This is a genomic window from Phycobacter sedimenti (assembly GCF_038148855.1).
GTDB lineage: Bacteria > Pseudomonadota > Alphaproteobacteria > Rhodobacterales > Rhodobacteraceae > Phycobacter > Phycobacter sedimenti.
In genome coordinates this window covers 288,724-312,509 of sequence record NZ_JBBVGR010000001.1, presented here as the reverse complement: position 1 = coordinate 312,509, position 23,786 = coordinate 288,724, and the positions used below count along the sequence as shown (strand labels likewise).

Here is a 23,786-nt window from a genome sequence, read left to right as displayed (position 1 = left end):
TTGCGGCGCAGGCCGGAGAGGATCGCAAATGTTCGATTGGTTCCAGAAACGCAGTGGTGGCGCGCAAGAAATGCCCCTGCCCATGGTCTCTGTCGGGCAGGGCGGTTTCATGGCGGGCACGCATGTGGCTTCGAACCTTGGCTGGCGTCCGATCGAGGCATTGGCAGTGGGGGATGAGGTACTGACCTTTGATCACGGGATGCAACCCATTGTGGAACTTGGGCGCGAAACCCTGTTGATGAGCGAAGAGCTGCTGGATGCCATGCTTTGCCCGCTTCTGGTTCCGCGGGATGCCCTGAACAATCGTGTGCCCATGTATCTGATGCCCGACCAGGGCGTTCTGATCGAAAGTGATCTCGTTGAGGATGTGCAGGGGGATCCATTTGCTATCGTGCCCGCCTGCGCGCTGGATGGCTATCGCGGCATTCAGCGTCTGCATCCCGGCGCAAGAATGGAGTTGATCGTGCCTCGTTTCGCACAGGATCAGGTGATCTATCTGGAGGCAGGCTTCCTTGGGTATGCCCCGGCTCAACGTGATCTTGTGGCAGATCCAACGGGGGAAGAGCTTTACTCCGTTCTCTCTCACAAGGACGCGCGCGATCTTGTGCTTGCGATGATTTCAAACGAGACCTGCAGTCAGATCTCGGCAAGCGCCCCGCACAGCCCCACAGGATTTCCATTCATAAGCTGACCCTATCGAGCAGCACAGAAGAAACCAGCCGCGTCAGATCTCTCTGACGCGGCTGGTTCGTTATTTGAATTCAAGTGCTTGCCGATCAATCTGATTGACGGAACAACTTTTCGTGCCGCCAATCAGATATTCGCTTCAGGCTTTAAGCCGCTTCTGCCGCGTCCGGGTTGAAGCGTCCGTAGAAGCTTTGGCCCTTTTCGGCCATTTCCCGCAGCAGGGGCGGGCAGGTGAAACGCTCCCCATAGGTCGCGCTCAACTGATCGCAGCGTTCTGCCGCATAGGGCGTGCCGATGATGTCGAGCCAGCTCAGCGGACCACCGGACCAGGGCGCAAAGCCCCAGGCCAGAATCGCGCCCACGTCGCCTTCGCGGATGTCCATCAGCACACCTTCTTCGAGGGCGCGAACGGCCTCCAGAACCTGTGCGAACATCAGGCGTTCCTGCACTTCGATCAGGTCGGGCTGATCTTCGGCCAGCGGATACTTCTCCTGCATGCCCTTCCAATACTCGACCCGCTTGCCCTTTTCATCATAGTCAAAGAAGCCGGCATTCGCCTTGCGGCCTAGACGGCCCAGATCCTCAAGCCAGAAGATCAGATCGTCTGCGGGGCTGTCGGGGTAGGCGTTGCCCATGGCGGCCTTGGTCGCACGGGCAATCTTGGCCCCCAGATCAATCGAGGTCTCATCGTTGAGCTGGATCGGACCCACCGGGAAGCCCAGCTGGCGGGCGGCATTGTCGATCAGCACAGGGGAAACACCCTCGGTGATCATGCGCAGACCTTCGTTGATGTAGGGAATGATGCAGCGATTGGCGTAGAAGAACCGCGCATCGTTCACCACGATCGGGGTCTTGCGGATCTGGCGCACATAGTCGAGCGCCTTGGCCACGGCCCGGTCGCCGGTTTCCTTGCCCTTGATGATTTCAACCAGCAGCATCTTCTCCACCGGAGAGAAGAAGTGGATGCCGATGAACTGCTCCGGGCGGCTCGACGCCTTGGCCAGATCGGTGATCGGCAGGGTTGAGGTGTTGGAGGCAAAGATGCAATCCTCGGGGATGATCGCCTCGACCTTCTTGGTCATCTCGGCCTTGACGCCGGGATCTTCGAACACCGCTTCGATGATCAGATCGCAGCCCTTCAGCGCGTCCAGATCCGGCGTTGCATTGATCAGGCCCAGCATCGCCTCTTTCTTCTCCGCCGTGACCTTGCCGCGCTTGATACCCTTGTCGAGGTAAGATTCGGTATAGGCCTTGCCCTTGTCGGCGGCAGCCTGATCGCGGTCCACCAGAACCACTTCCATACCTGCCTGTGCCGAAACGAGTGCAATGCCCGCGCCCATCATGCCCGCGCCCAGAACGCCGAGTTTCTTCACCCGCTGATCGGGCACATCCTTGGGACGCACCGCGCCTTTTTCCAGGGCTTCCTTGTTGAGGAACAAGGATCGGATCATGGCGCCCGACGAGGGGTTCATGATGACAGAGGTGAACCAGCGCGCTTCGATCTTGAGCGCGGTGTCGAAATCGACCAGCGCGCCTTCATAGACCGCCGACAGCAGCGCCTTGGCCGCAGGGAAGGCGCCCTGGGTCTTGCCGTTGATCATCGCCGAGGCACCGACGAAGTTCATGAAGCCTGCAGGGTGGTAGGGCGCGCCGCCGGGCATTTTATAGCCCTTCGCGTCCCAGGGTTTCACGAGGTCAGCGTCTTTGGCGCCCAGAACCCATTCTTTCGCGGCAGCGACGGGATCTGCTGCGATCTCATCGATATAGCCTGCGCCTTTGGCCTTTTTCACGTCCAGCATCTTGCCTTCAAGCAGCAGCGGAGCGGCAGCAATGGCACCGACTTTGCGCACCATGCGGGTGGTGCCGCCTGCGCCGGGGAAGATGCCGACCATGATTTCCGGCAGGCCGTATTTCGCCTTGGGGTTCTCGGCGGCAAAGATGCGATGCGTGGCCAGTGGCAGCTCCATGCCAATGCCTGCCGCAGTGCCGGGCAGGGCGGTGGCAATCGGCTTGCCGCCCTTCTTGGTCTTGGGGTCCATGCCCGCCAGTTCGATCTTGCGCAGGAGGGCGTGCATTTTCATGATGCCCTCAAAGACGCCGCGCGCCGGATCGTCGCCGGCCTCTTCCTTCATCACCGCCAAGAGGTTCAGGTCCATGCCACCGGCAAAGGAGCCGTCCTTGCCCGAGGTGATCACGATGCCCTTGACCGCGTCGTCGGCCAGCGCGTCGTCAATGGCGGCCTCCAACTCCATGAGCCCCTCGAAGGACATCACGTTCATGGTCTTGCCGGGCACGTCCCAGGTGATGGTTGCGACGCCGTCAGCGTCCTTGGAAAGCGTAAACTCAGTCATGTTTCGTCTCCGATCTGGTCAGCCGTCAGCGGGCTGCCGTCCTTGCGGGTGAAGACCGACCCTTCGGGGCCTTGTTTCACCATCATGTCCATATCGCTGTAGTAAGCGGTCTCTGTTTCGGTGCGCGTGCCCACCACCAGAAAGGTGGCCGGCGCGTCGGTGTTGTTTTTCAGGTGATGGCCGTTGGCATCGCCTGCGGGGAAAGTGGCGCAGTCGCCGGGGTGCAGCTCTGTCTGCCCTTGATCGTCTATCAGGGTGCAGACCCCGGATGTGACCATCAGGAATTCGTCCTGCTCCATGTGGTAATGGCGCAAGGACGACAGGCCTCCGGGTTCCAGCTGAACCAGGTTAACGCCAAACTGCGTCAGCCCGCCCGCATCCCCCAACCGCTGGCTGGAGCGGCCTGCGACCGCCTCTGCCAGCTTGCCGGGATAGGCAGAGCCCGTCCGCCAGGGGATATCGGCAAGGTTCAGCTTGGGCATCAGACGCGCTCGATGATGGTGGCGGCGCCCATGCCGGAGGCGATGCAGAGCGTCGCAAGGCCAACTTCCTTGTCGGTCCGCTCCAGCTCGTCCAGCAATGCGCCGATGATCATCGCGCCGGTGGCGCCCAGCGGGTGACCCATGGCGATGGAGCCGCCGTTGGGGTTCACCAGTGCAGGATCTACGTCGAACGCCTGCTGGAAGCGCAGCACGACCGAGGCGAAGGCTTCGTTCACCTCAAAGAGATCGATATCGCCGATTGCCATGCCGTTGTCGGCAAGGATCTTCTGCGTTGCGGGCACGGGGCCGGTCAGCATGATGGTGGGATCTGTGCCGATCTTGGTGGTCGCCTTGATACGGGCGCGCGGCTTCAGACCGAATTCTTCGCCGAATTCCTTGTTGCCGATCAGTACGGCAGCGGCGCCATCGACGATACCGGAAGAGTTCCCAGCGTGGTGGATGTGGTTGATCCGCTCCAGATGCGGGTACTTCAGCTTAGCCACCGCATCAAAGCCGGGCATCTGCTCGCCCATCATCTGGAATGAGGGGTTCAGCGCGCCAAGCGATTGCATGTCGGTCTGCGGGCGCATGTATTCGTCGCGGTCCAGGATGGTCAGACCGTTCTGATCCTTGACGGAGATCACCGATTTGGAGAACCGGCCCTGGTCCCAGGCTTCCTTGGCGCGGCGCTGGGATTCAACGGCCAGCGCATCGGCTTGCTCGCGGGTGAAGCCGTATTCGGTGGCGATGATATCGGCCGAGATACCCTGCGGCACGAAATAGGTCTCCATCGCGACCGAAGGGTCCACGGCGATGGCGGCGCCATCGCTGCCCATGGCCACGCGGCCCATCATTTCGACGCCGCCCGCGATATAGGCCTTGCCTGCGCCGCCCTTCACCTGGTTTGCGGCCAGGTTCACGGCTTCCATGCCGGAGGCGCAGAAGCGGTTGATGGCAAGGCCCGGAATGCGTTCATCGAGGTCCGAGGCCAGGACCGCGGTGCGCGCAAGGCAGCCGCCCTGTTCCATCACCTGGGTGACATTGCCCCAGATCACGTCCTCAACGGCGTGGCCTTCAAGGTTGTTGCGCTCTTTCAGCGCGTTGAGCGTGACGGCAGAGAGGCGCACCGAGGTCACCTCGTGCAGGGAGCCGTCCTTGCGACCCTTGCCGCGCGGGGTGCGGATCGCGTCATAGATATAAGCTTCGGTCATCAGTATCTCCTCAAGCTCGGTCCGACGGGTTGCCGGGCATCAGATCATAGGGGTGTTTCCAGCCGGGCGTTTCGCTGAGGCGGGTCAGCCAGGCATCGATATGGGGCCATTCGGCGCGGTCAAAGCCGAAGGGTTCGGGATAATAGAGGTAGCCGCAGCACGAGAGATCGGCATTGGTGATCCCGTCGCCGACGATCCACTCGCGCCCCTCAAGATGGGCATTCAGCGTCGCATAGGCAGCCTTGAGCCGACCCTGCATGAAGCCGATCACCTGCTCGGGGCGCTTGTCCGCGGGCAGGAAGTTCATCAGGAAACGGGTCATGCCCGCCTGGCTGGACAGTTTGTGATTGTCCCACAGTACCCAGCGCAGCACCTCGTATTTGTCTTCCGGCGCGCCGCCGAATTTGCCCGATTTATCGGTGATATACTGCTGGATGGCGCCGGACTGGGTCAGCCGCATGTCGCCGTCTTCCAGGATCGGGGCTTCGCCCATCACGTTTTTTTCCCGGAACTCCGGCGTGCGGTTCACACCGGCGAAAAAGTCGACGTAAACCGGCTCCCACTCAAGGCCCGACATCTCCAGCGCCAGCGCGGCCTTGTAGGCGTTACCGCTTTCGCCGAAACAGTGCAGTTTGATGGTCATCTCTCAAATCCTCCCACGGAAATCTGTTGATCAAAGGCTGCGCGAAATCAGTTCCTTCATGATCTCGTTGGTGCCACCGTAGATCCGCTGCACGCGGGCGTCAGCCCACATTTCCGCGACGGCATATTCCTGCATAAAGCCATAGCCGCCGTGCATCTGAACGCATTCATCCAGCACTTCGCCCTGGGTGTCGGTGGTCCAGTATTTGGCCATCGCGGCCTTTTCGACGGTCAGCTTGCCCTCAAGGTGTTCGACCATGCATTCATCGAGGAAGGCGCGGGCGACCTTGGTCTTGGTCAGGCATTCCACCAGTTTGAACCGGGTGTTCTGGAACTGTGTGAGCGGGCCGCCAAAGGCCTCGCGTTCCTTGCAGTAGGCGATGGTGCGCTCGACGGCGCCTTCCATTGCGCCGACCGCGCCGCAGGCGATGATCAGACGTTCCTGCGGCAGCTGCTGCATCATCTGATAGAAGCCCTTGCCCTCTTCCTGGCCAAGGATGTTCTCTGGCGGGATTTCGACGTTGTCGAAGAACAGCTCGGAGGTGTCGGCGGCATGCAGGCCGACCTTTTCAAGGTTGCGGCCGCGCTGGAAGCCTTCTGCGCCGTCGGTTTCAAGCGCCACTAGGGATACGCCCTTGGAGCCCTGCGAGGGATCGGTCTTGGCCGCAACCAGGATCAGGTTGGCGTGCTGACCGTTGGTGATGAAGGTCTTCTGGCCCGACAGGCGGTAGGCGTTGCCGTCGCGGATCGCCTTGGTCTTGATCCGCTGGACGTCTGAGCCGGTCGAGGGTTCGGTCATCGCCAGCGCGCCGACCAGCTCACCCGAGACCATCTTGGGGAGCCAGCGTTTCTTTTGTTCTTCGGTGCCGTATTCTAGGATGTAATGCGCAACGATGCCTGAGTGGATGCCATGGCCCCAGCTGGCCAGATTGGCGCGGCTGCCTTCGATGAGGATCGCGGCCTCATGGCCAAAATCACCACCAGCTCCGCCGTATTCCTCGGGCACGGAAGGGCAGAGCAGGCCCAGCTCACCGGCCTGGTTCCAGGTGTCGCGGTCCATCATTCCCTGTTTGCGCCACTTTTCGTATTTGGGCATCCATTCGTTGGTGATGAACTGGGCTGTCATGTCGGCGAGCATCCGGTGCTCTTCGGTCATCCAGGCGGAGCGGGTTTCCGTGCTCATGTCTCTCCCTTTCGCCACGCACCTAGGCGTGGCTATTTCTTGCGGTCTTCCAGCGTGCTGTTGAACAGCCGCAGCCGGTGGGCCAGGTTTTCCGTGTCGGTGACGCTGTCGAAGTTTTCGAACAGAAAGGACAGCGCCTCGCCCTCATCCAATCCGGAATCAGCGGCAAAGCGTTTCAGCCGACGGTAGCCGTCCTCGGTCATGGCGACCGGAAAGCGACGGGTCAGGCGGAACCGTTTTGGCATCGCAAATGCGTCCTCATGGTGACGAACAGGCTTGGGGGCGGATCGGGGCGCCGCAGACAGGCGCCCCGAGGATGGATCAGAAGTTTGCCGCGTCCAGCGCCATCACCGTGTCGGCACCGCTTTCGATGCGCGCAAGGTGCAGTTTGGTGGCAGGCAGGCGACGTGCCATGTAGTAACGGCCGGTGGTCAGCTTTGTCTCGTAGAACGCCGCGTCATCGGTGCCGACATCCAGCGCAGCTTGCGCCGCTTTGCCCATCTCGGCCCACATCAGGCCAAGGCAGACATGGCCGAACATGTGCATGAAGTCATAGGAGCCGGACAGGGCGTTGTTGGGGTTCTTCATGCCGTTCTGCATGAAGTACATGCCAGCCGCCTGCAGATCCTTCGAGGCCGCTTTCAGGGGCTCGATGAAGTCCTTTGCGTAGGTCTCGGAGACATCCGCGTTTTCCTTGCAGAAGGTTTTTACCAGCTCAAAGAAGGCCATGACGTGCTTGCCGCCGTCCTGCGCCAGTTTGCGGCCCACGAGGTCCAGCGCCTGAACGCCGTTCGCACCTTCATAGATCTGCGCGATACGGGCGTCGCGGGTGTACTGGCTCATGCCCCATTCTTCGATGTAGCCGTGGCCGCCATAGACCTGCTGGGCCTTCACGGTCATGTCGTAGCCTTCATCCGTCAGGAAGCCCTTGATAACAGGGGTCAGCAGCGAAACCAGACCATCGGCGTCCTTGTCGCCGTCGCGGTGGGCCTTGTCGATCATGGTGGCGCCCCACAGAAGGAAGGCGCGGCCCCCTTCGACAAAGCTTTTCTGATCCATCAGGCTGCGGCGGATATCGGGGTGAACGATCAGCGGATCGGCGGGGCCATCGGGGTTCTTGACGCCGGTCACGTCACGGCCCTGCAGGCGGTCCTTGGCGTATTCCACCGCGTTCTGATAGGCGGCTTCGGCCTGGGCGACGCCCTGCATGCCGACGCCCAAACGGGCCTCGTTCATCATGGTGAACATGGCGCGCATACCCTTGTGCTCGGTGCCCAGAAGGTAGCCGGTCGCCTCGTCATAGTTCATCACGCAGGTGGAGTTGCCGTGGATGCCCATCTTTTTCTCGATGTTGCCGACCGATACACCGTTGCGGGCGCCCGGCGTGCCGTCTTCGTTCACGATGAACTTGGGCACGATGAAAAGGCTGACACCCTTGATGCCTTCGGGGCCGCCGGGGATCTTGGCAAGCACCAGATGGATCACGTTGTCGGACATGTCGTGATCGCCGGACGAGATGAAGATCTTCTGACCCGACACCTTGTAGGTGCCATCGTCCTGCGGTTCGGCCTTGGTGCGCATCAGGCCCAAATCGGTGCCGCAGTGCGGTTCGGTCAGGTTCATGGTGCCGGTCCACTCGCAGGAGACCATTTTCGGCAGGTAGGTGTTTTTCTGTTCGTCGGTGCCGTGGGCCAGAATGGCCGAGGCTGCGCCATGGGTCAGGCCCTGGTACATGGTAAAGGCCTGGTTCGCCGAAGAGAACATCTCGCCCACGGCGGTGCCGATGACATAGGGCATGTTCTGCCCGCCATATTCTTCGGGCATGTCGAGGCCGGTCCAGCCGCCTTCCTTGACCTGCTCAAAGGCCGCCTTGAAGCCGGTCGGTGTGTAGACCATGCCGTTTTCCAGACGGCAGCCTTCGGTGTCGCCAACCACATTCAGCGGGTGCAGCACTTCAGAGCTGATCTTGCCGGCTTCTTCCAGAATGGCCGCGGTGAAATCGCGCTCCAGCTCATCATAGCCAGGCGTAGCGGCCTCGGAAACTTTCAAGACATCGTGCAGGATGAACTGGGTGTCCTTGGTGGGAGCGTTGTAAACGGGCATCTTGGTCCTCGTCGAGTTTCATCTGGTTGTTTCTGGAAGGCCTCCCTTGGGGCAGGAGACCGGAGGAGGGGGCCGGGTTACTCGGCGGCCTCCTGTTCGGATTTCATCGAGGCGATTACACTTTCGCCCCATTTCAGCTGATCCTTGAGGTCGTCGATCGCCTCATTCAGCTCATCGCGCTGGCGCTCCATGTCGGCCAGGCGGTCGCAGGCAATATCATAGGTGCGTGACAGCTGCGTCAGCTGCTGGTCGCCGATATGATAGAGGTCCAGAAGCTGGCGGATTTCCTCAAGGCTGAAGCCAAAGCGTTTGCCGCGCAGGATCAGCTTCAGCCGGGCGCCGTCGCGTTTCGTGAACAGCCGCCTCTGGCCGTCACGGATCGGGAACAGCAGCTCTTTGGCCTCGTAAAACCGTAGGGTGCGCGGAGTGACATCGTACTCATCGCACATCTGACGGATGGTTTTGGTCTCTTCGGTCATCGTCATCACTCTATGACTGCTTGGTGCAGGTCAAAGTTGAACAGCTGATGGAGCTTTTTCAACATCTTCTTGACGTTTACGTAAGCTGTACGCTGCGTCACTTGCAGGGATGACGTGGCGAGAGCCATTCGTGACGTGACGTCCTGCGTTTGTGCGGGTGCTTCGATGCGTGGTGTGGGGGGCGCCATGCCCTCAAAGGACTGCTGAAAGATCCGAACAGAGCGATTCCACACGATAGAAAACGTGTCGAAGAGGGCCGTTCGAGGGCTGGCGTTTCGCAGGCGCGATCACCGGCATCCAAGCGTCAAAAGCGATGCAAATCAGGCGGGCAATCAGTCGATCAATGAAAGGGTTGTGGTGCGCAGATCGCTGAGCTCGTTCATGGCCTCGTCCAGTTGCTCGCGCTGCTTCTTCAGCTCGATCATCTGGCGGTCTGCCATTTCCACAAAGGCTTTCATCTGGGCCTGATCGCCCTCGTTTTCATAGATCAAAAGCCATTGACGGATTTCTTCGAGCTGAAAGCCGAACCGGCGGCCCCGCAGGATCAGTTTCATCCGCGCCCGTTCGCGCGCGCCATAAAATCTGGAGCGTCCTTCGCGGTCGGGCTGCAGCAGCTCGATATACTCGTAATACCTCAGGGTGCGCGGCGTCACGTCGAACTCGGCGCACATTTCCTTGAATGACAATCTGGCTTCGGCCATCCACAGTCTCCCTTGGGCGCGAACCTATGCAACTGTTTCCCACAGTGCAAGCTCCCCCAATGAGTGGGGCTTGCGCTTTGCCATTGTCGACGCCAAGGTTGCAGCAGAAAAGAACTGACAGATCAAAGGGAACGGCCATGGCGGACAAGACCAAACTGGCACGCCAGTTTATCGAAGCGATCCCACATGCCCGCGAATTGGGTATGGTCCTGACCGAAATTGGCGACGGAATGGCCGAGATCACAATGGCTTACGATAAGAAGCTGATCGGAGATCCCGAAACGGGCGTGATCCATGGCGGGGCGGTCTCGGCGGTGATGGATACCTGCTGCGGTGCTGCTGTCATGAGCCACCCTTCGGCGCCGGGTGGCACCGCAACCATAGATCTGCGGATCGACTACATGCGCGCAGCGACCCCGGGTCAAACCATCATCACCCGCGCAACCTGCCATCACATCACCCGCAACGTCGCCTTTGTGCGTGCGGTTGCGATGGATGACGATACCGACCGCCCCGTCGCCACGGCCTCGGGTGCCTTTACAGTGGAGAAAGGGTTTTGAGCCGTCCCCGTCCCGAGCCTGTCCAGGTGGTCAAGCAGCGCCGCGATGCCGCTCTTGCCGCCCTCGTCAATGCCGTGCCCTATATCCGGTTCCTGAATATCACCTTCGATCGTCGCGGGGATGAGCTGACATCTGTTCTGCACTTCGACGAGAAGCTGATCGGCAACCCCTTCCTGCCGGCCATTCACGGCGGGGTCACTGCGGCGTTTCTTGAGGTGACCTCGGTCATCACACTCAACTGGTCCCACCTGTGGCCGCGTATCGAGTCCGGTGAACTGGACCCCGAGGATCTGGCGGCGGGCAAGCTGCCGCGCCAGCCAAAGACAATCGATTTCACCGTCGACTACCTGCGCTCTGGCCTGCCGCGTGACGCCTATGCGCGCGCGACGGTGAACCGGTCGGGACGGCGATATGCTTCCGTCCATGTCGAGGCCTGGCAGGATCATAAGGACAGGCTTTTTGCGCAGGCCACTGGCCATTTCCTGATCCCGCAAGATCCGGCGCTCAAAGGCTGATCCCGGGGGTAACATGAGCGCAACCGCCGAAGCGCCGATCACCCATTCTCGGGTGCTGAAGATCGCCGTGCCCATCGTGCTGTCCAACGTGACTGTTCCGATCCTGGGCGCGGTGGACACGGGTGTGGTCGGCCAGATGGGGCAGGCGGCCCCGATTGGCGCTGTCGGCATTGGTGCCGTGATCCTGGCGACTGTCTATTGGGTATTTGGCTTCCTGCGTATGGGAACCACGGGCCTTGCTGCGCAGGCGCGCGGCGCCGGCGACATGGCAGAAACCGGCGCCCTCTTGATGCGGGGCCTGATCCTGGCCGGACTGGCCGGTGCAACCTTCATCCTGTTCCAATCGGCGCTCTTCTGGGGTGCCTTTGCCTTGGCCCCTGCCAGCGCCGAGGTGGAAAGCCTTGCCCGCGACTATCTGAGCATCCGCATCTGGGGGGCTCCCGCGACCATTGCGCTCTATGCGGTGACAGGCTGGTTGATCGCGATGGAGCGCACGCGGGGCGTTTTCGTCCTGCAGATCTGGATGAACGGGCTGAATATCGTGCTGGATCTGTGGTTCGTGCTTGGCCTTGGCTGGGGCGTCGAGGGCGTCGCGTCGGCCACCTTGATCGCGGAATGGAGCGGCCTGGCGCTGGGGGTATGGCTGTGCCGGGACGCATTTTCCGGCAGTCAGTGGCGCGATTGGGCCAGGGTCTTCGATCGTGCGCGCCTCGGCCGCATGCTTCGGGTCAATGGCGACATCATGGTGCGTTCCGTCCTGCTGACCGGATCGTTCACCACCTTCCTGTTCATCGGCGCAGATCTTGGCGATGTTCAGCTGGCAGCCAATCAGGTGCTTTTGCAGTTCCTGGAGATCACCGCCTTTGCGCTTGATGGTTTTGCCTTTTCTGCCGAGGCATTGGTCGGCGGCGCCGTCGGTGCCAAAAGCCGCCTTCGACTGCGCAAGGCGGCCTACATGGCCTCCATGTGGGCGGTCGGAGGTTCGCTGCTGTTGACGCTTGGGTTCTTCCTGGCTGGTGGCGCGATCATTGATCTGATGACCACGTCACCCGAGGTGCGCGCGGCGGCGCGTGCCTTCCTTGTCTGGGCTGCCCTCGCGCCTCTCTTGAGCGTTGCAAGCTATATGCTGGACGGGGTCTTTATCGGCGCGACCTGGACGCGGGACATGCGGATCGCGATGCTTCAGTCGGTCGGGCTTTACGTGATTGCACTGCTGGTTCTGGTGCCCAGCTTTGGCAATCATGGACTATGGGCAGCGCTGATGGTTCTGAACGTGACCCGTGCGATCACTCTGGCACTGCGCTATCCCCGCCTTGAGGCAGGAATAGGCACCCAATCCTAAAGCAGCGCCTCGATCGTCTCGGTCGGCCGACCAATCACGGCGCGGGTGCCCTTCAGGGCGATCGGGCGTTCGATCAGGATCGGGTGGGAGGCCATGGCATCCAGTAGATCCGCATCGCTGCTGTCCCCGGACAAGCCAAGCTCCTTGAAGGTCTTCTCGCCGGTGCGCATCATGTCGATGACCGCCGTGCCCAGAGCCTCATGGGCTGCGCGGATCTCTTCCAGGGTGGGAGTGTCCTTCAGGTAGAGACGAACCTCGAACTCAGCGCCCCGCTCTTCCAAAAGAGCAAGGCCTGCGCGGGATTTCGAGCAGCGTGGGTTGTGCCAATAGGTGATCACAGCCAGTCCTTCCGTTTTGTGCCTACGGCCTGCGCGACATTGTCAAACCCGTCGCGCGCCAAAAGCTGATCCAGCCCCTGCGCAATATCGCCCGCCAAAGACAATCCGCCATAGACCATCGCGGTATATAGCTGCACCGCCGAGGCCCCGGCGCAGATCTTGGCGTAGGCCTGATCGGCCGTTGAGATGCCGCCAACCCCGATCAGCGGCACATGGTCCTGCAACAGATCCGAAAGCTGGGCCAGAACGCGGGTGGAACGTGTGAACAAGGGCGCGCCGGACAGGCCACCCGCCTCATCCTTGTGGGGGCTTTTCAGACCGTCACGGGACAGGGTGGTATTGGTGGCAATCACCGCGTCGATACCAGTTTCCAGGGCCACGGCGGCGATGTCCTCGATCCCGTCGCGATCCAGATCCGGTGCGATCTTGAGGAAAACTGGCACCCGGCGCTCAAGGCCATTGCGGGTTTCGATCACACCGGCCAGCAGGGCAGACAGGGCGGCCTTGCCCTGAAGGTCCCGCAGTTTCTCGGTATTGGGGGAAGAGACATTGACGGTGGCAAAATCAATATGTGCGCCGCAATGGGCGAGTACGCGGGCGAAATCGGCGGCGCGATCCTCGCTGTCCTTGTTCGCCCCAAGGTTCAGCCCGATCACCGCATCTCTGGGACGTTGCGACAGGCGCTTGCCGATCGCCTCCATCCCTTCGTTGTTGAAGCCAAAGCGGTTGATGGCGGCCCTGTCCGCTGTCAGGCGAAAGAGGCGGGGTTTGGGGTTGCCCGGCTGGGGGCGGGGTGTTGCCGCGCCCACCTCGATAAAGCCAAAGCCGGACCGCGATAGCGGCAACAGGGCCTCGGCGTTCTTGTCAAAACCCGCTGCCAGCCCAACGGGGTTGGGCAGGTCAATTCCGGCAAGCGTGGTCCTTAGGCGCGGTGAGGTCACAGGGCCGGGCGTCGGCGTCAGCCCCGCCTTCAACGCCTTGATCGACAGGCCATGGGCGGTTTCGGGATCGACCCGGTGCAGGGCGGTCAGAGCCAGCTTTTCTGTCAGTTTCATCCGAAGGTCGCTCCCCCGTCGGCGGGGCTCGTGCGGATCAGGCGCGAGGTTTCCACTGCGGCCTGCCGGTGAACGACCGCCTTCTGATATGCCGGATCAGTGACCATCTCGAGGAAGGCATGTGCGGTCGGATAGCGTGCGATGAACATCTCGTTCCAGACCTCGTCCGAAGGGCCGATCAGGGTCGTCTGCCAGCTGCCGCGCCAGGTGATGCTGGCGCCAAGGCGGGCAAGGATAAGACCAGTTTCGCGGCCATAGTTGGCATAGGCCTGCGCGCCGGTCAGACCCGCCCCGGCCAGCGCATGATCGGCAGGGTAGGCCGCCTTGGCGCGGAATTTCACGAGGTTCAGCATCTCGATGGGCTGGTCGCGGTCCAATGCCTTGAAGGCCTCAAATTGCGCGCGCTCCGGGTCGATGTAGTGGCTCATGTCATCTCCTGTGGGAACTGATGCACGCCGTCCACCAGTGGCAACGGTTTGGCCCAGATCACCTCGTCGAGGCGCATCTCCCGATAAAGGTGGGGGAACTTCGCGCCGCCGCGCGAGACCTCCCACTTCAGCGCCTCCCCCAATGTGTCAGCGTCGAGCGCAAGGAGATAAAGACCCTCGGCCCCGGCGAAATGCTTGGCTGCGGTCTCGGCAGCCTGCTCTGCGGTCGAGAAATGGATATAGCCATCGGTGAGGTCGATCGGCGCGCCGCGGGTGCTCCCTGCGGCCTGAAATGCGGCCCATTCGTCCGCTCGGAAGATTTTGTAGATCAGCATGATTGTCAGATGCCTTCTGGCTGGCGCGGAATCAAGCCCGGATTGTGGGCGGGGGACCGTCAGGCTGACCCTAGGAAACCCGGACAGGTTGTTTTTCCCCTTTGACTGGCGCGGTCTTTGGTCGCACCATTGGCCAAACCAATACACCAGGGAGTTCTGTCATGATCACACGTTTTTTGAGTGCCGCCGCCGTGCTTGGGCTGACGGCCGGGATGGCCGCAGCCGATTACAAGCTCACCATATTGCACACCAATGATTTCCATTCCCGGTTTGAGCCGATCAGCAAGTATGACAGCGGCTGCCGCGATGGGGATAATGCCGAAGGGAAGTGCTTTGGCGGCTCCGCCCGGCTGGTCAGCGCGATCTCCGAGGCGCGCGGCCGCTCGAACAATTCGATCCTTGTGGACGGTGGTGACCAGTTCCAGGGATCGCTGTTTTACACCTACTACAAGGGCAAGGCCGCTGCCGAGATGATGAACAAGATGGGCTACGACGGCATGACCGTCGGCAACCATGAGTTCGACGATGGCCCCGAGGTACTTCGCGGCTTCATGGATGCGGTGGGCTTTCCGGTGCTGATGTCCAATGCCGATGTAAGCCAGGAACCGGCGCTGGCTGATGTGCTGAAGAAATCCACCGTGATCGAGCGTGGCGGAGAGAAGATCGGCCTGATCGGCCTGACCCCGGAAGACACGCATGAACTGGCCAGCCCGGGAAAGAACATCACCTTCTCGGATCCGGTCGGAGCCGTTCAATCCGAGGTGGATCGGCTGACCGCTGAGGGTGTGAACAAGATCATCGTCCTGAGCCATTCTGGCTATGGTGTCGACCAGCAGATTGCGGCGCAGACAAAGGGCATCGATGTGATCGTCGGTGGCCATACCAACACCTACCTGTCCAACGTCTCGGACCGTGCATCTGGCCCGTACCCGACCATGGTAAACGGCGTCGCCATCGTGCAGGCCTATGCATACGGCAAGTTTCTTGGTGAACTGAACGTCACCTTTGACGACGCGGGCAATCTGATTGAAGCCTCGGGCGAGCCGCTGATCATGGATGGCAACGTGGTGGAAGACGAGGCCACCGTTGCCCGCATTGCCGAGCTTGCCCAGCCGCTTGATGAGATCCGCAACAAGGTTGTTGCTGAAGCGGCCGCCGCCGTGGACGGAGATCGCACGATCTGCCGCGTTCAGGAATGCCAGATGGGCAACCTCGTTGCGGATGCGATGCTGGACCGGGTCAAGGACCAGGGCGTACAGATTGCCATCGCAAACTCGGGGGGCATTCGTGCCAGCCTTGAACCGGGCGAGGTGACAATGGGCGAAGTGCTGACCATTCTGCCATTTCAGAACACGCTTTCAACTTTTGAAATTAGTGGTCAGGAACTGGTTGCCGCGCTTGAAAACGGTGTGAGCCAGGTCGAGGAGATCAAGGGCCGCTTCCCGCAGGTTGCCGGCCTGAAGTTCACGTGGGATCCGTCGGTCGCTCCCAACGAAGGACGCATCCAGGAGGTTCTCGTCGACATGGGCGATGGGTTCACGCCCGTTGATCCGGAAAAGACCTACCTCGTTGTGACCAACGACTACGTGCGAAACGGGGGCGATGGCTACAAGGTCTTTGCGGGCGATGACAAGAACGCCTACGACTATGGCCCGGATTTGGCCGATGTGCTTGCGGAATACCTTGCAGCGAAGGGACCTTATACGCCGTACACGGACGGGCGTATCGCGCAAAAGTAAGCCGCACGACGGTTGGGGCCGCATGACGCTCGACCGTGACGCTGTCCGGCAGGAGCCGGGTTGAGGGTATGGCTTCGCCGACTTGGGTTGGCGGAGCCGTTTTTGTGTTGGTGCGCCGCAGGCGGCCTGCGGAGGCCATGGTCTTGCCGCGCCCAGTTTGGCCAGTGCGCGGAAGCGTTGCATCCGAGGCGTTCGTCCGATTTGCCCTTTTTCCACGTCTTTGGGTCAATCTGCCTGCCGGAATGGAGCCGCGGGCAGAACGGTGAGACCAGAAATGACAGGGCTTGGTCTGTCTCGGGATCGCATGGGCAGGCCGGGAACCGGCATCCTGTGTCTGCTTCGGCCGGGGGAGCGGACCTCTGAAAATAGGAATGAACATGCCTCAGGATGATCCGTTTTCGAATTTCGCCCGCGGTCTTGAAAGCCCCGGCGCCCAGCATTTTGCAATTGTGCCTGCTGACGGGAGCGATCTGCCTGTCAGGCCGCGTGTCCTTTACATCCTTGTTGGGGGGGATCTTGTGATCCGGGACAGCGAGGGCAGCCTGCTGACCTATCCGGTCGTATCCGGGCAGATCCTCCCTTTTTCAGCCATCGGTGTCGAGGCGACCGGGACCACTGCAACTGCCGTGGGCTGGATCTGATGCTGGGTCCGGGTGCAGGCCCGTGCACGTTGATCCATGCGACTGTCGCTGCCAATGCGGGTGCTGATCCGGCCGCACTGTTTCCGGCCGGACATGACGGCCTCTGGCTGGACCCGTCGGACCTTTCCACGATGTTCCAGGATGTTGCCGGGACCATGCCTGTGACATCCCCCGGTGATCCGGTGCGGCTGCTGCAGGACAAGAGCGGCAACGGCAACGACGTTGTCGCCCCGTCAGATGCGGCAAGGCCGGTGTACCAGGAGGCTGAAGGGCTGCACTGGCTTGAATTTGACGGTGTGGACGATGAGCTTGCAACGGTTATGCCCTTGCCCTTTGCCACAGAGATCTTCAACTGCACCGCTTTCCGGTCCCTGAGTTTCAGTTCTTCCTACCCGCACATCGTCTGCAACAGAAGCGCGTCCGGAGGGAGCGAGAACAGACACCCTCTGGTTTTCCTGAGTTCCTCAATTGCGGACTCGGTGACCGCCTCATTCGGCGGCAACGGGAGAAGAGCAACCATCGGAACGGCTGTGACGGGTCTGGACATTGTTGCCCATGCTCTGGCCTCGGCAAGTGAAACGGAAGTGCACGCAAACGGGGCGGTGACCCTGGGCGCAGGCGTCACACTGACCGATGGGTCCACAGACCCCTTCACGATCGCAGGACCCAACAAGGCCAATATCCGCTTTTATGGTGCCATGCAGGTGAACGGCGTTCCGTCCAATGCACAGATCGCCGCTGTACGCGCCTATTTCGCCAGCAAGTCCGGGCAGGTCGCATGACGGTCTATATCTACCGCATTGCCCTAATCGTTCCGGATGAACAGCATGAGGCGGCAAACCGGATTGCCGAGGCCATGGACTGGGGCGCAGGCTGCTATTCCGTACCTCTGGCAACTGATATCGCCGGGCCGGCAACGCACTGGGGTCTGTCTGCGGTGGCCACCCAGGGTTTTGTCGGCACGCTCGCTTCAGCGGGGGCTGGTATGGGGCCCAAAGGCGTCGCGCCTGCCGATCTTGCCGCGGTGCTGCCCGTGCTTCTGAAAGCCGTCGGGCCAGCCACAACGCCCGCGGGCGCGCAATTCAGCGCATTGGCCCAGGCGGCTGGGCTTGTGCGGATTGAGGCAGAGCAGCCTGACCCCTGAGCGCAAAGGGATGCGAAGCCTGGAGGCTATTGGCGGGTGCGTGTGAAAAAGGAGAGGCGGAGAAAGGACTGCTTTTTGATGCTGTTCGGCGGGACAGACGAGTGGCCCGGTGATTCAGGCAAGCCCGCCAAAAGGGAGGCTGTCTATTGCCCAATCTCCGCGTCTCTTTTAGAGCGAAAGTGCTGGAAATGGGCGGAGGTCAACCTGAGAGCGGAGCAGGCTGAGACCCTTCAGCGCGAGGCAAGAAGAGATCTTTTGGGGTAGCAAAAAGTGGGGAGGTATCGATGAGTGCAGCATCGATCGAGGTGGCCAGATTGCCTGATGGCCAGGTGAGCGTTCGCAAGGGATTCTGGTACGACGTATTCCCGGAGGAGCGGCGGGAGCCATGGGCGGCCTGGTACGAGAGCATGCACGATCAATACGGCTATGCTGGCTACCAGGAAATGGCCAAGGCTCTGCGGGGTCTTGCGCCCCTGTCCGCCTGAGCAGTCATCAAGAAGACCGCTTTTGCATCTCGGCGTGCAAGGTGCCGGTGGCCGCTATTGCAGGCCCGGCGCTTTCCCCTCATTCGGACGTGGCGGCTTTGCACCCTCGAAGGAATGCCTGCGAAAAATAGTTCAAGAGGTTGGTCTATGAGGTGGTAGGCCCGGCAGGATTCGAACCTGCAACCAAAGCGTTATGAGCGCTCTGCTCTAACCGTTGAGCTACAGGCCCGCCATGTGGATTGGTTAGGCAATGGCCGCAGTGAGGTCAAGCGGTGATTGCGGTTGCACCTGTTTGGCGGACCATTGCGGCGTTCTGCATGGATTTCAGCTTGTCCTGCAGGCGCTTGATGATCTCTTCGTGGCGCCGATCAAAGCTGTGCCGTGAGGGGTAGACGGCAAAGATCGGTTTTGGCGGAACCTGATAGTCGGGCAGGATTTCCTCGAACAGACGACTTTCCAGGGCGTCATTGAGAAACAGGCGGGGCGCGCGGGCATAGCCTGTGTGGTTCGTGACGGCCCGGATGATGAGGTCCGGATCATCTGCCGTAAAGCCGACCCGCACCGGGGCCTGATGCTCGACCCCGTCCCGGTGAAGCGGAAAATAGCCACCGGTCTGATCCTCGTGGTGCTGGATGAATTTCAAACGCTTGAGGTCGTCCGGGGTTTCCGGGCGACCGGCGGAGTCGAGATACTGTGGCGTGGCGAAGAGAATGTTCTCCATCTCGGCGATCTTGCGCGCCGCCCCTTCGGTGTCCCCGAGCGTGCCAGAACGGATCGCCAGGTCAATGTTCTCGCGGATGACGTCCACAAGCCGGTCTTCCAGCTTCATGACGATATCAAGGTCGGGAAATTCCTGATTGATGTCGAGAAGAACGGGCCCCAGAACAATGCGGCCAAAGAAGGTGCTGGTGCTGACCCGGAAGGTGCCGGACACCGATTTGTCCAGCGCGCTGAGCTCGGCGCACATGCGATCATAGCCCGCAAGCAGACCCTGCGCCTGCGCATAGACCAGTTCGCCCTGCCGGGTTGGCTTCACTCCGCTTGAGGTGCGCAGGAGGAGTTGCTGCCCCAAGACCTCTTCCAGCTGTTTGATCTGAAGGCTCATGGCAGGCTGGCTGATGCCACGCCTCCGAGCCGCCCGGTTCAGACTGCCTTCGTCCAGGGCGATGGTGAAGCTTTCCAGCAGTGACAAACGGTCCATGGGTATAAGGAATCCTGATAGTGGTGATAGGCGTTTGCCCTCTAGTGGGCAGCGGATCTCGGGTTTAGGTCGGATCTGAGACCAATTTCTGGTCTGATCATATTGGAGATCGTTATGACGTTCAATCGCAGAACCTTCCTGTCTTCTCTTGCGGCTGCTCCCTCTTTGTCACTGGTGTCGCGTCCCGCAATGGCACAGAGGGAACCCAATGTCGCCCTGCCGCCTGTTCTGCACCGCTTTACCCTTGGTGATGTGCGCATCACGGTTCTGCTTGATGGCCATCTGCCGTTGCCCTCCCAGCTTTTTGCTGCCTATGACGAGAAAAAAGCGCAGGCTGCGCTCGCACGAGGCTTGCACCGGATGACGCCGGAGGGCCTCGATATCCCGGTGAATGGCTATCTGGTCGAGCGGGGAGAGGAAAAGATCCTTATCGACGCCGGAACCGCAGACCTAATGGGGCCAAACCTCGGCGGGCTGGGGCAGGCGCTGGCCGCAACGGGTGTGAAACCTGCCGAGATCGGAACGGTGCTGTTGACACACATTCACCCTGACCACTCTGGCGGGTTGATCGGTGCCGACGGAAAAGCCGCCTTTCCAAATGCCGAACTCGTTGTGTCGAAAACCGAATGGGACTTTTGGCACGACGATGCGGTCATGGCCTCTGTTCCCGAGAGCAGCCGTGGCTTTTTCAGGATGGCGCGGGGTACCGTTGCCCCCTACGGGGATCGGCTGAAGCTCTTTGACGGCGAAGTGGCTGTGGCCAGCGGCTTCACTGCGCTGCCGTTGCCCGGACATACGCCGGGCCACACCGGGTTCATGCTGGATGGCGGGGCAGAACAGCTATTGTTCTGGGGGGATCTGGTGCACAGCACCGCGCTTCAGTTTGCCTATCCGGACTGGACGATTGCCTTTGATACCGATCCGGCGCTCACGGCTGAGACCCGGCGCAAGATGCTGGACCGCGCGGCATCGGACGCCCTGTTGCTGACTGGCAGCCATCTCGATTTTCCGGGGCTGGGGCGCGTGCTGCGGCGGGGGCAGGCCTATGCCTATCAGGCTGCGCCCTGGCAGTTCGGCCTGTGATGGCCTCGGGCGCGTGATATGAGTGCGCCGCCGCGTCCTCTGTTGGGGCGCGGCGGATTCCCTTGTTCCCTTCCGAAGCGCCTTGCGTTAAAGGCAGCGCAACACTTCCAAAGGAGCCAGGCGATGAGTAGCGGCAAGAACGGTTTGACCTATGCGGACGCGGGTGTGGACATCGATGCGGGCAATGCGCTGGTGGACCGGATCAAACCGGCTGCAAAACGCACCAATCGCCCGGGCGTGATGAGCGGCCTCGGGGGCTTTGGTGCGCTCTTTGATCTCAAGGCGGCAGGCTACAGTGATCCCATTCTGGTGGGGGCCACTGACGGGGTCGGAACCAAGCTGCGCATTGCCATCGACACGGGCGTTGTGGATGGGGTTGGCATCGATCTTGTGGCCATGTGCGTCAACGATCTGGTGTGTCAGGGTGCCGAGCCCCTGTTTTTCCTAGACTATTTCGCAACTGGAAAACTGGAGACAGACACCGCCGCGCGGATCATCGAAGGCATTGCCGAGGGCTGCGTGCGCTCCGGCTGCGCGCTGATCGGTGGTGAGACGGCAGAAATGCCTGGCATGTATCCCGAGGGCGATTTTGATCTGGCGGGCTTTGCTGTAGGCGCGATGGAGCGCGGAGCCGCCCTGCCGGAGGGTGTTGAAGAGGGTGATGTGCTGCTCGGGCTGGCCTCTGACGGGGTGCATTCCAACGGCTATTCGCTGGTGCGTAAACTTGTGGAGCTTTCCGGTCTCGGTTGGGATGCGGACTGCCCCTTTGCCGACGGAAGCCTGGGCGAGGCGCTTCTAATGCCGACTCGCCTATATGTGAAACAGTCTCTGGCCGCAGTGCGGGCAGGGGGCGTTCATGCGCTCGCGCATATCACCGGTGGCGGCCTGACCGAGAACCTTCCGCGGGTGCTGCCCGAAGGTCTGGGTGCGGATATCGACCTCGACAGCTGGGATCTGCCGCCCGTGTTCAAATGGATGTCTGAAACCGGCGGTATTGCCGAGGCAGAGATGCTGAAGACCTTCAACTGCGGCATTGGTATGATCCTGTCCGTATCGGCCGATCGCGCCGATGCATTGACTGAGGTGCTGACGGGCGAAGGCGAGACCGTGACGCGCCTTGGCACCGTGACCGCAGGCGCTGGCATGCGCTACTCGGGCAAGCTGCTGTGAGCCACAAGAAGGTTGCCATCCTGATTTCGGGCGGCGGCTCCAACATGGTGTCGCTGGTGGATAGCATGACCGGTGATCATCCGGCACGCCCCTGTCTGGTCTTGTCCAACAACGCGGATGCCGGCGGGCTGCAAAAGGCGGCCGCAGCCGGGATCGCGACAGCCGTCGTCGATCACCGCCCGTTTAAGGGGGATCGTGCGGCCTTTGAGGAAGAACTCGTCAAACCCATCCTTGAGGCGGGCGCTGATATCGTCTGTCTGGCGGGGTTCATGCGGGTGCTGACGCGGGGGTTCGTGTCGCAGTTTCAGGGGCGTATGCTCAATATCCATCCCTCGCTCCTGCCGAAATACAAGGGGCTGCATACCCATGCACGGGCGATCGAGGCGGGCGATGCCGAGCACGGCTGCACGGTGCACGAGGTGACACCCGCATTGGACGACGGTCCCATCCTTGGCCAGGCGCGGGTGCCCATCTTGCCCGGAGACACACCCGAGGCGTTGGCCGCGCGGGTGCTGGTCAAGGAACACCTTCTTTATCCTGCGGTGCTGCGCCGTTATGCAGCGGGGGATCGCACTCCGGTCCTGATCGACTGACACGCTGCGCTTCGTTTGCATTGCCCAGCCCAAGGGCGTATCACCAAGGCAAACGGACGACATAACAAGAAAAGCCGCGACAGATGAAAACACTGACCACCACCGACGCATTGACCGCCTTCTGCCGGGAAGCGGCCAAACATGACTATGTGACGGTGGACACGGAGTTCCTGCGCGAGCGGACCTATTATTCCAAACTCTGTCTGATCCAGCTGGCCTTTGCCGGGGATGGCAAGGACGATGCGGTTCTGGTGGATCCCCTGGCCGATGGGCTGTCGCTTGAGCCGCTGTATGAGCTCTTTCGCGATGAAAGCGTGGTCAAGGTGTTCCACGCGGCCCGCCAGGACCTTGAGATCTTCTGGGTCGATGCGGGCGTGTTCCCTGAGCCGCTGTTTGATACCCAAGTGGCGGCCATGGTCTGCGGCTTTGGTGAGCAGGTGGGTTATGAAACCCTGGTGCGGAAGATCGTCAAACAGGGCCTCGACAAGACCTCGCGCTTTACCGACTGGTCGCGCCGCCCCTTGAGTGAAGCTCAAAAGACCTATGCGCTGGCCGATGTAACGCATCTGCGCAAGATCTACGAGTATCTGGCGGCGGAACTCGACCGCTCCGGCCGCAGCCACTGGGTGGCCGAGGAACTTCAGGTGCTGACCGATCCGGCAACCTATGACATCCGTCCCGAAGAGGCCTGGCGCCGGGTCAAGACCCGGACCACCTCGGGGAAATTCCTTGCCGTGGTGCGGGAACTTGCCGCGTTCCGGGAGGATTATGCGCAACGCAACAACGTGCCGCGCAACCGGGTTTTCAAGGATGATGCGCTGGTTGAGCTGGCCTCTACAAAACCGCGTACCGCGGCGGATTTGGGCGGCTCTCGCCTGCTGTTGCGCGAGGCGCGCAAAGGGGCGATCGCCGAAGGAATCCTAGAGGCCGTTGGCCGTGGGATGAACTGCCCGCCGGAGCAACATCCCAAGCCGGACCGCAGCCGCGAGAAACTGCAGGTGAACCCGGCTCTGGCAGATCTTTTGCGGGTGCTTTTGAAGGCCAAGACCGAAAGCTCGGGCGTTGCCGCCAAACTGATCGCTCCAAGCGCCGATCTTGACGCCATCGCCGGCGGCCAGCGCGATGTGCCGGCCCTGTCGGGCTGGCGGCGCGAGGTGTTCGGTGAAGATGCCCTGCGCCTGTGTGACGGCGAAATCGCCTTGGCCGCGCAGGGACAGACGGTCAAGGTCGTTTCGCTGTAATCTGATCGGACAGATCTACCGGGGCTTTCCTCTCAGGAGGCGCTGTCCCGTCACCCGCTTGGTCGCCGAGGCGGGCC

27 protein-coding genes and 1 tRNA gene are annotated in these 23,786 nt (G+C 61.3%); 13 read left to right on the top strand and 15 right to left on the bottom strand.

Features of this window, described 5'->3' with window-relative positions:
* Positions 1 to 28: 28 nt before the first annotated feature.
* Positions 29 to 691, top strand: coding sequence for a Hint domain-containing protein (locus AADA15_RS01520; RefSeq protein ID WP_341639776.1), 663 nt, complete (start codon positions 29 to 31; stop codon positions 689 to 691).
* A gap of 142 nt (positions 692 to 833) precedes the next feature.
* On the opposite strand, the gene AADA15_RS01515 is transcribed toward AADA15_RS01520, so the two are convergent.
* From AADA15_RS01515 to AADA15_RS01475, 9 genes are all read right to left on the bottom strand, one after another.
* Complete coding sequence (locus tag AADA15_RS01515) at positions 834 to 3,038, bottom strand: 3-hydroxyacyl-CoA dehydrogenase NAD-binding domain-containing protein (RefSeq protein ID WP_341639775.1); 2,205 nt, start codon at positions 3,036 to 3,038, stop codon at positions 834 to 836.
* Positions 3,035 to 3,520 carry a cupin domain-containing protein gene (locus AADA15_RS01510; protein WP_341639774.1) on the bottom strand — a complete coding sequence of 162 codons (486 nt, stop codon included), beginning with the start codon at positions 3,518 to 3,520 and terminating at the stop codon, positions 3,035 to 3,037. The genes AADA15_RS01515 and AADA15_RS01510 overlap by 4 nt, the downstream gene beginning before the upstream one ends.
* On the bottom strand, positions 3,520 to 4,731 hold the full coding sequence (locus AADA15_RS01505) for an acetyl-CoA C-acetyltransferase (protein WP_341639773.1): 1,212 nt from the start codon (positions 4,729 to 4,731) through the stop codon (positions 3,520 to 3,522). The genes AADA15_RS01510 and AADA15_RS01505 overlap by 1 nt, the downstream gene beginning before the upstream one ends.
* Before the next feature lie 10 nt (positions 4,732 to 4,741).
* Positions 4,742 to 5,374 (bottom strand): glutathione S-transferase family protein, encoded by a 633-nt coding sequence (locus AADA15_RS01500; protein ID WP_341639772.1) that lies wholly within the window; start codon positions 5,372 to 5,374, stop codon positions 4,742 to 4,744.
* A 30-nt stretch (positions 5,375 to 5,404) separates the two neighbouring features.
* Positions 5,405 to 6,556, bottom strand: coding sequence for an acyl-CoA dehydrogenase family protein (locus tag AADA15_RS01495; protein ID WP_341639771.1), 1,152 nt, complete (start codon positions 6,554 to 6,556; stop codon positions 5,405 to 5,407).
* Positions 6,557 to 6,588: 32 nt separating this feature from the next.
* On the bottom strand, positions 6,589 to 6,801 hold the full coding sequence (locus AADA15_RS01490; protein WP_341639770.1) for a hypothetical protein: 213 nt from the start codon (positions 6,799 to 6,801) through the stop codon (positions 6,589 to 6,591).
* A gap of 76 nt (positions 6,802 to 6,877) precedes the next feature.
* Positions 6,878 to 8,659 carry an acyl-CoA dehydrogenase C-terminal domain-containing protein gene (locus AADA15_RS01485; RefSeq protein WP_341639769.1) on the bottom strand — a complete coding sequence of 594 codons (1,782 nt, stop codon included), beginning with the start codon at positions 8,657 to 8,659 and terminating at the stop codon, positions 6,878 to 6,880.
* Between the two features lie 77 nt (positions 8,660 to 8,736).
* Complete coding sequence (locus AADA15_RS01480) at positions 8,737 to 9,138, bottom strand: MerR family transcriptional regulator (protein WP_341639768.1); 402 nt, start codon at positions 9,136 to 9,138, stop codon at positions 8,737 to 8,739.
* 332 nt (positions 9,139 to 9,470) lie between these two features.
* Entirely contained in the window at positions 9,471 to 9,839 is a 369-nt protein-coding gene (locus AADA15_RS01475; protein WP_341639767.1) for a MerR family transcriptional regulator, read from the bottom strand.
* 137 nt (positions 9,840 to 9,976) lie between these two features.
* On the opposite strand from AADA15_RS01475, the gene AADA15_RS01470 reads away from it, so the two are divergent.
* The 3 genes from AADA15_RS01470 to AADA15_RS01460 are packed head-to-tail and all read left to right on the top strand — an operon-like array spanning position 9,977 to position 12,256.
* Positions 9,977 to 10,399, top strand: coding sequence for a PaaI family thioesterase (locus tag AADA15_RS01470; protein WP_341639766.1), 423 nt, complete (start codon positions 9,977 to 9,979; stop codon positions 10,397 to 10,399).
* Positions 10,396 to 10,914 (top strand): PaaI family thioesterase, encoded by a 519-nt coding sequence (locus AADA15_RS01465; RefSeq protein WP_341639765.1) that lies wholly within the window; start codon positions 10,396 to 10,398, stop codon positions 10,912 to 10,914. The genes AADA15_RS01470 and AADA15_RS01465 overlap by 4 nt, the downstream gene beginning before the upstream one ends.
* Before the next feature lie 13 nt (positions 10,915 to 10,927).
* The gene (locus AADA15_RS01460; RefSeq protein WP_341639764.1) at positions 10,928 to 12,256 is read left to right on the top strand and encodes an MATE family efflux transporter; all 1,329 of its coding nucleotides are present in this window, start codon (positions 10,928 to 10,930) and stop codon (positions 12,254 to 12,256) included.
* Here the strand turns inward: AADA15_RS01460 and arsC are convergent.
* From arsC to AADA15_RS01440, 4 genes are read right to left on the bottom strand one after another with little or no spacing between them, the layout of a single operon-like run.
* On the bottom strand, positions 12,253 to 12,594 hold the full coding sequence (gene arsC / locus AADA15_RS01455) for an arsenate reductase (glutaredoxin) (protein WP_341639763.1): 342 nt from the start codon (positions 12,592 to 12,594) through the stop codon (positions 12,253 to 12,255). The genes AADA15_RS01460 and arsC overlap by 4 nt on opposite strands.
* Positions 12,591 to 13,649, bottom strand: a complete 1,059-nt coding sequence (locus AADA15_RS01450; protein ID WP_341639762.1) for a quinone-dependent dihydroorotate dehydrogenase — start codon at positions 13,647 to 13,649, stop codon at positions 12,591 to 12,593. Before AADA15_RS01450 ends, arsC begins: the two co-directional genes overlap by 4 nt.
* On the bottom strand, positions 13,646 to 14,077 hold the full coding sequence (locus AADA15_RS01445; RefSeq protein WP_341639761.1) for a DUF1330 domain-containing protein: 432 nt from the start codon (positions 14,075 to 14,077) through the stop codon (positions 13,646 to 13,648). Before AADA15_RS01445 ends, AADA15_RS01450 begins: the two co-directional genes overlap by 4 nt.
* Positions 14,074 to 14,412, bottom strand: a complete 339-nt coding sequence (locus tag AADA15_RS01440) for a DUF952 domain-containing protein (protein WP_341639760.1) — start codon at positions 14,410 to 14,412, stop codon at positions 14,074 to 14,076. Before AADA15_RS01440 ends, AADA15_RS01445 begins: the two co-directional genes overlap by 4 nt.
* Before the next feature lie 161 nt (positions 14,413 to 14,573).
* On the opposite strand from AADA15_RS01440, the gene AADA15_RS01435 reads away from it, so the two are divergent.
* From AADA15_RS01435 to AADA15_RS01415, 5 genes are all read left to right on the top strand, one after another.
* Positions 14,574 to 16,151: a bifunctional metallophosphatase/5'-nucleotidase gene (locus AADA15_RS01435; RefSeq protein ID WP_341639759.1), complete on the top strand. Its 1,578-nt coding sequence runs from the start codon at positions 14,574 to 14,576 to the stop codon at positions 16,149 to 16,151.
* 377 nt (positions 16,152 to 16,528) lie between these two features.
* A complete protein-coding gene (locus AADA15_RS01430) occupies positions 16,529 to 16,792 on the top strand; it encodes a spike base protein, RCAP_Rcc01079 family (protein WP_341639758.1) in 264 nt (87 codons plus the stop codon).
* Positions 16,793 to 16,821: 29 nt separating this feature from the next.
* Complete coding sequence (locus AADA15_RS01425; RefSeq protein ID WP_341639757.1) at positions 16,822 to 17,574, top strand: hypothetical protein; 753 nt, start codon at positions 16,822 to 16,824, stop codon at positions 17,572 to 17,574.
* The gene (locus tag AADA15_RS01420) at positions 17,571 to 17,936 is read left to right on the top strand and encodes a hypothetical protein (protein WP_341639756.1); all 366 of its coding nucleotides are present in this window, start codon (positions 17,571 to 17,573) and stop codon (positions 17,934 to 17,936) included. Before AADA15_RS01425 ends, AADA15_RS01420 begins: the two co-directional genes overlap by 4 nt.
* A 284-nt stretch (positions 17,937 to 18,220) precedes the next feature.
* The gene (locus tag AADA15_RS01415) at positions 18,221 to 18,421 is read left to right on the top strand and encodes a hypothetical protein (RefSeq protein ID WP_341639755.1); all 201 of its coding nucleotides are present in this window, start codon (positions 18,221 to 18,223) and stop codon (positions 18,419 to 18,421) included.
* Between the two features lie 153 nt (positions 18,422 to 18,574).
* On the opposite strand, the gene AADA15_RS01410 is transcribed toward AADA15_RS01415, so the two are convergent.
* Positions 18,575 to 18,650, bottom strand: a tRNA-Ile gene (locus AADA15_RS01410).
* Between the two features lie 36 nt (positions 18,651 to 18,686).
* On the bottom strand, positions 18,687 to 19,622 hold the full coding sequence (locus tag AADA15_RS01405; RefSeq protein WP_341639754.1) for a LysR family transcriptional regulator: 936 nt from the start codon (positions 19,620 to 19,622) through the stop codon (positions 18,687 to 18,689).
* 114 nt (positions 19,623 to 19,736) lie between these two features.
* On the opposite strand from AADA15_RS01405, the gene AADA15_RS01400 reads away from it, so the two are divergent.
* The 4 genes from AADA15_RS01400 (at position 19,737) to rnd (ending at position 23,709) form a co-directional block, all read left to right on the top strand.
* Complete coding sequence (locus AADA15_RS01400) at positions 19,737 to 20,705, top strand: MBL fold metallo-hydrolase (RefSeq protein ID WP_341639753.1); 969 nt, start codon at positions 19,737 to 19,739, stop codon at positions 20,703 to 20,705.
* Between the two features lie 123 nt (positions 20,706 to 20,828).
* Complete coding sequence (gene purM, locus AADA15_RS01395; RefSeq protein ID WP_341639752.1) at positions 20,829 to 21,875, top strand: phosphoribosylformylglycinamidine cyclo-ligase; 1,047 nt, start codon at positions 20,829 to 20,831, stop codon at positions 21,873 to 21,875.
* A complete protein-coding gene (gene purN, locus AADA15_RS01390) occupies positions 21,872 to 22,468 on the top strand; it encodes a phosphoribosylglycinamide formyltransferase (protein WP_341639751.1) in 597 nt (198 codons plus the stop codon). The genes purM and purN overlap by 4 nt, the downstream gene beginning before the upstream one ends.
* 83 nt (positions 22,469 to 22,551) lie before the next feature.
* Entirely contained in the window at positions 22,552 to 23,709 is a 1,158-nt protein-coding gene (rnd, locus tag AADA15_RS01385) for a ribonuclease D (protein ID WP_341639750.1), read from the top strand.
* The last annotated feature ends 77 nt before the right edge of the window (positions 23,710 to 23,786 follow it).

Coding starts and splice junctions, on each gene's coding strand:
- AADA15_RS01415 (WP_341639755.1), top strand. CDS start 18,221: ATGAGTGCAGCATCGATCGAGGTGGCCAGATTGCCTGATGGCCAGGTG.
- rnd (WP_341639750.1), top strand. CDS start 22,552: ATGAAAACACTGACCACCACCGACGCATTGACCGCCTTCTGCCGGGAA.
- AADA15_RS01500 (WP_341639772.1), bottom strand. CDS start 5,374: ATGACCATCAAACTGCACTGTTTCGGCGAAAGCGGTAACGCCTACAAG.
- AADA15_RS01420 (WP_341639756.1), top strand. CDS start 17,571: ATGACGGTCTATATCTACCGCATTGCCCTAATCGTTCCGGATGAACAG.
- AADA15_RS01450 (WP_341639762.1), bottom strand. CDS start 13,649: ATGAAACTGACAGAAAAGCTGGCTCTGACCGCCCTGCACCGGGTCGAT.
- AADA15_RS01490 (WP_341639770.1), bottom strand. CDS start 6,801: ATGCCAAAACGGTTCCGCCTGACCCGTCGCTTTCCGGTCGCCATGACC.
- AADA15_RS01475 (WP_341639767.1), bottom strand. CDS start 9,839: ATGGCCGAAGCCAGATTGTCATTCAAGGAAATGTGCGCCGAGTTCGAC.
- AADA15_RS01460 (WP_341639764.1), top strand. CDS start 10,928: ATGAGCGCAACCGCCGAAGCGCCGATCACCCATTCTCGGGTGCTGAAG.
- AADA15_RS01515 (WP_341639775.1), bottom strand. CDS start 3,038: ATGACTGAGTTTACGCTTTCCAAGGACGCTGACGGCGTCGCAACCATC.
- AADA15_RS01440 (WP_341639760.1), bottom strand. CDS start 14,412: ATGCTGATCTACAAAATCTTCCGAGCGGACGAATGGGCCGCATTTCAG.
- AADA15_RS01400 (WP_341639753.1), top strand. CDS start 19,737: ATGACGTTCAATCGCAGAACCTTCCTGTCTTCTCTTGCGGCTGCTCCC.
- AADA15_RS01445 (WP_341639761.1), bottom strand. CDS start 14,077: ATGAGCCACTACATCGACCCGGAGCGCGCGCAATTTGAGGCCTTCAAG.
- AADA15_RS01480 (WP_341639768.1), bottom strand. CDS start 9,138: ATGACCGAAGAGACCAAAACCATCCGTCAGATGTGCGATGAGTACGAT.
- AADA15_RS01505 (WP_341639773.1), bottom strand. CDS start 4,731: ATGACCGAAGCTTATATCTATGACGCGATCCGCACCCCGCGCGGCAAG.
- AADA15_RS01470 (WP_341639766.1), top strand. CDS start 9,977: ATGGCGGACAAGACCAAACTGGCACGCCAGTTTATCGAAGCGATCCCA.
- AADA15_RS01435 (WP_341639759.1), top strand. CDS start 14,574: ATGATCACACGTTTTTTGAGTGCCGCCGCCGTGCTTGGGCTGACGGCC.
- AADA15_RS01495 (WP_341639771.1), bottom strand. CDS start 6,556: ATGAGCACGGAAACCCGCTCCGCCTGGATGACCGAAGAGCACCGGATG.
- AADA15_RS01510 (WP_341639774.1), bottom strand. CDS start 3,520: ATGCCCAAGCTGAACCTTGCCGATATCCCCTGGCGGACGGGCTCTGCC.
- AADA15_RS01485 (WP_341639769.1), bottom strand. CDS start 8,659: ATGCCCGTTTACAACGCTCCCACCAAGGACACCCAGTTCATCCTGCAC.
- purM (WP_341639752.1), top strand. CDS start 20,829: ATGAGTAGCGGCAAGAACGGTTTGACCTATGCGGACGCGGGTGTGGAC.
- AADA15_RS01520 (WP_341639776.1), top strand. CDS start 29: ATGTTCGATTGGTTCCAGAAACGCAGTGGTGGCGCGCAAGAAATGCCC.
- AADA15_RS01405 (WP_341639754.1), bottom strand. CDS start 19,622: ATGGACCGTTTGTCACTGCTGGAAAGCTTCACCATCGCCCTGGACGAA.
- AADA15_RS01430 (WP_341639758.1), top strand. CDS start 16,529: ATGCCTCAGGATGATCCGTTTTCGAATTTCGCCCGCGGTCTTGAAAGC.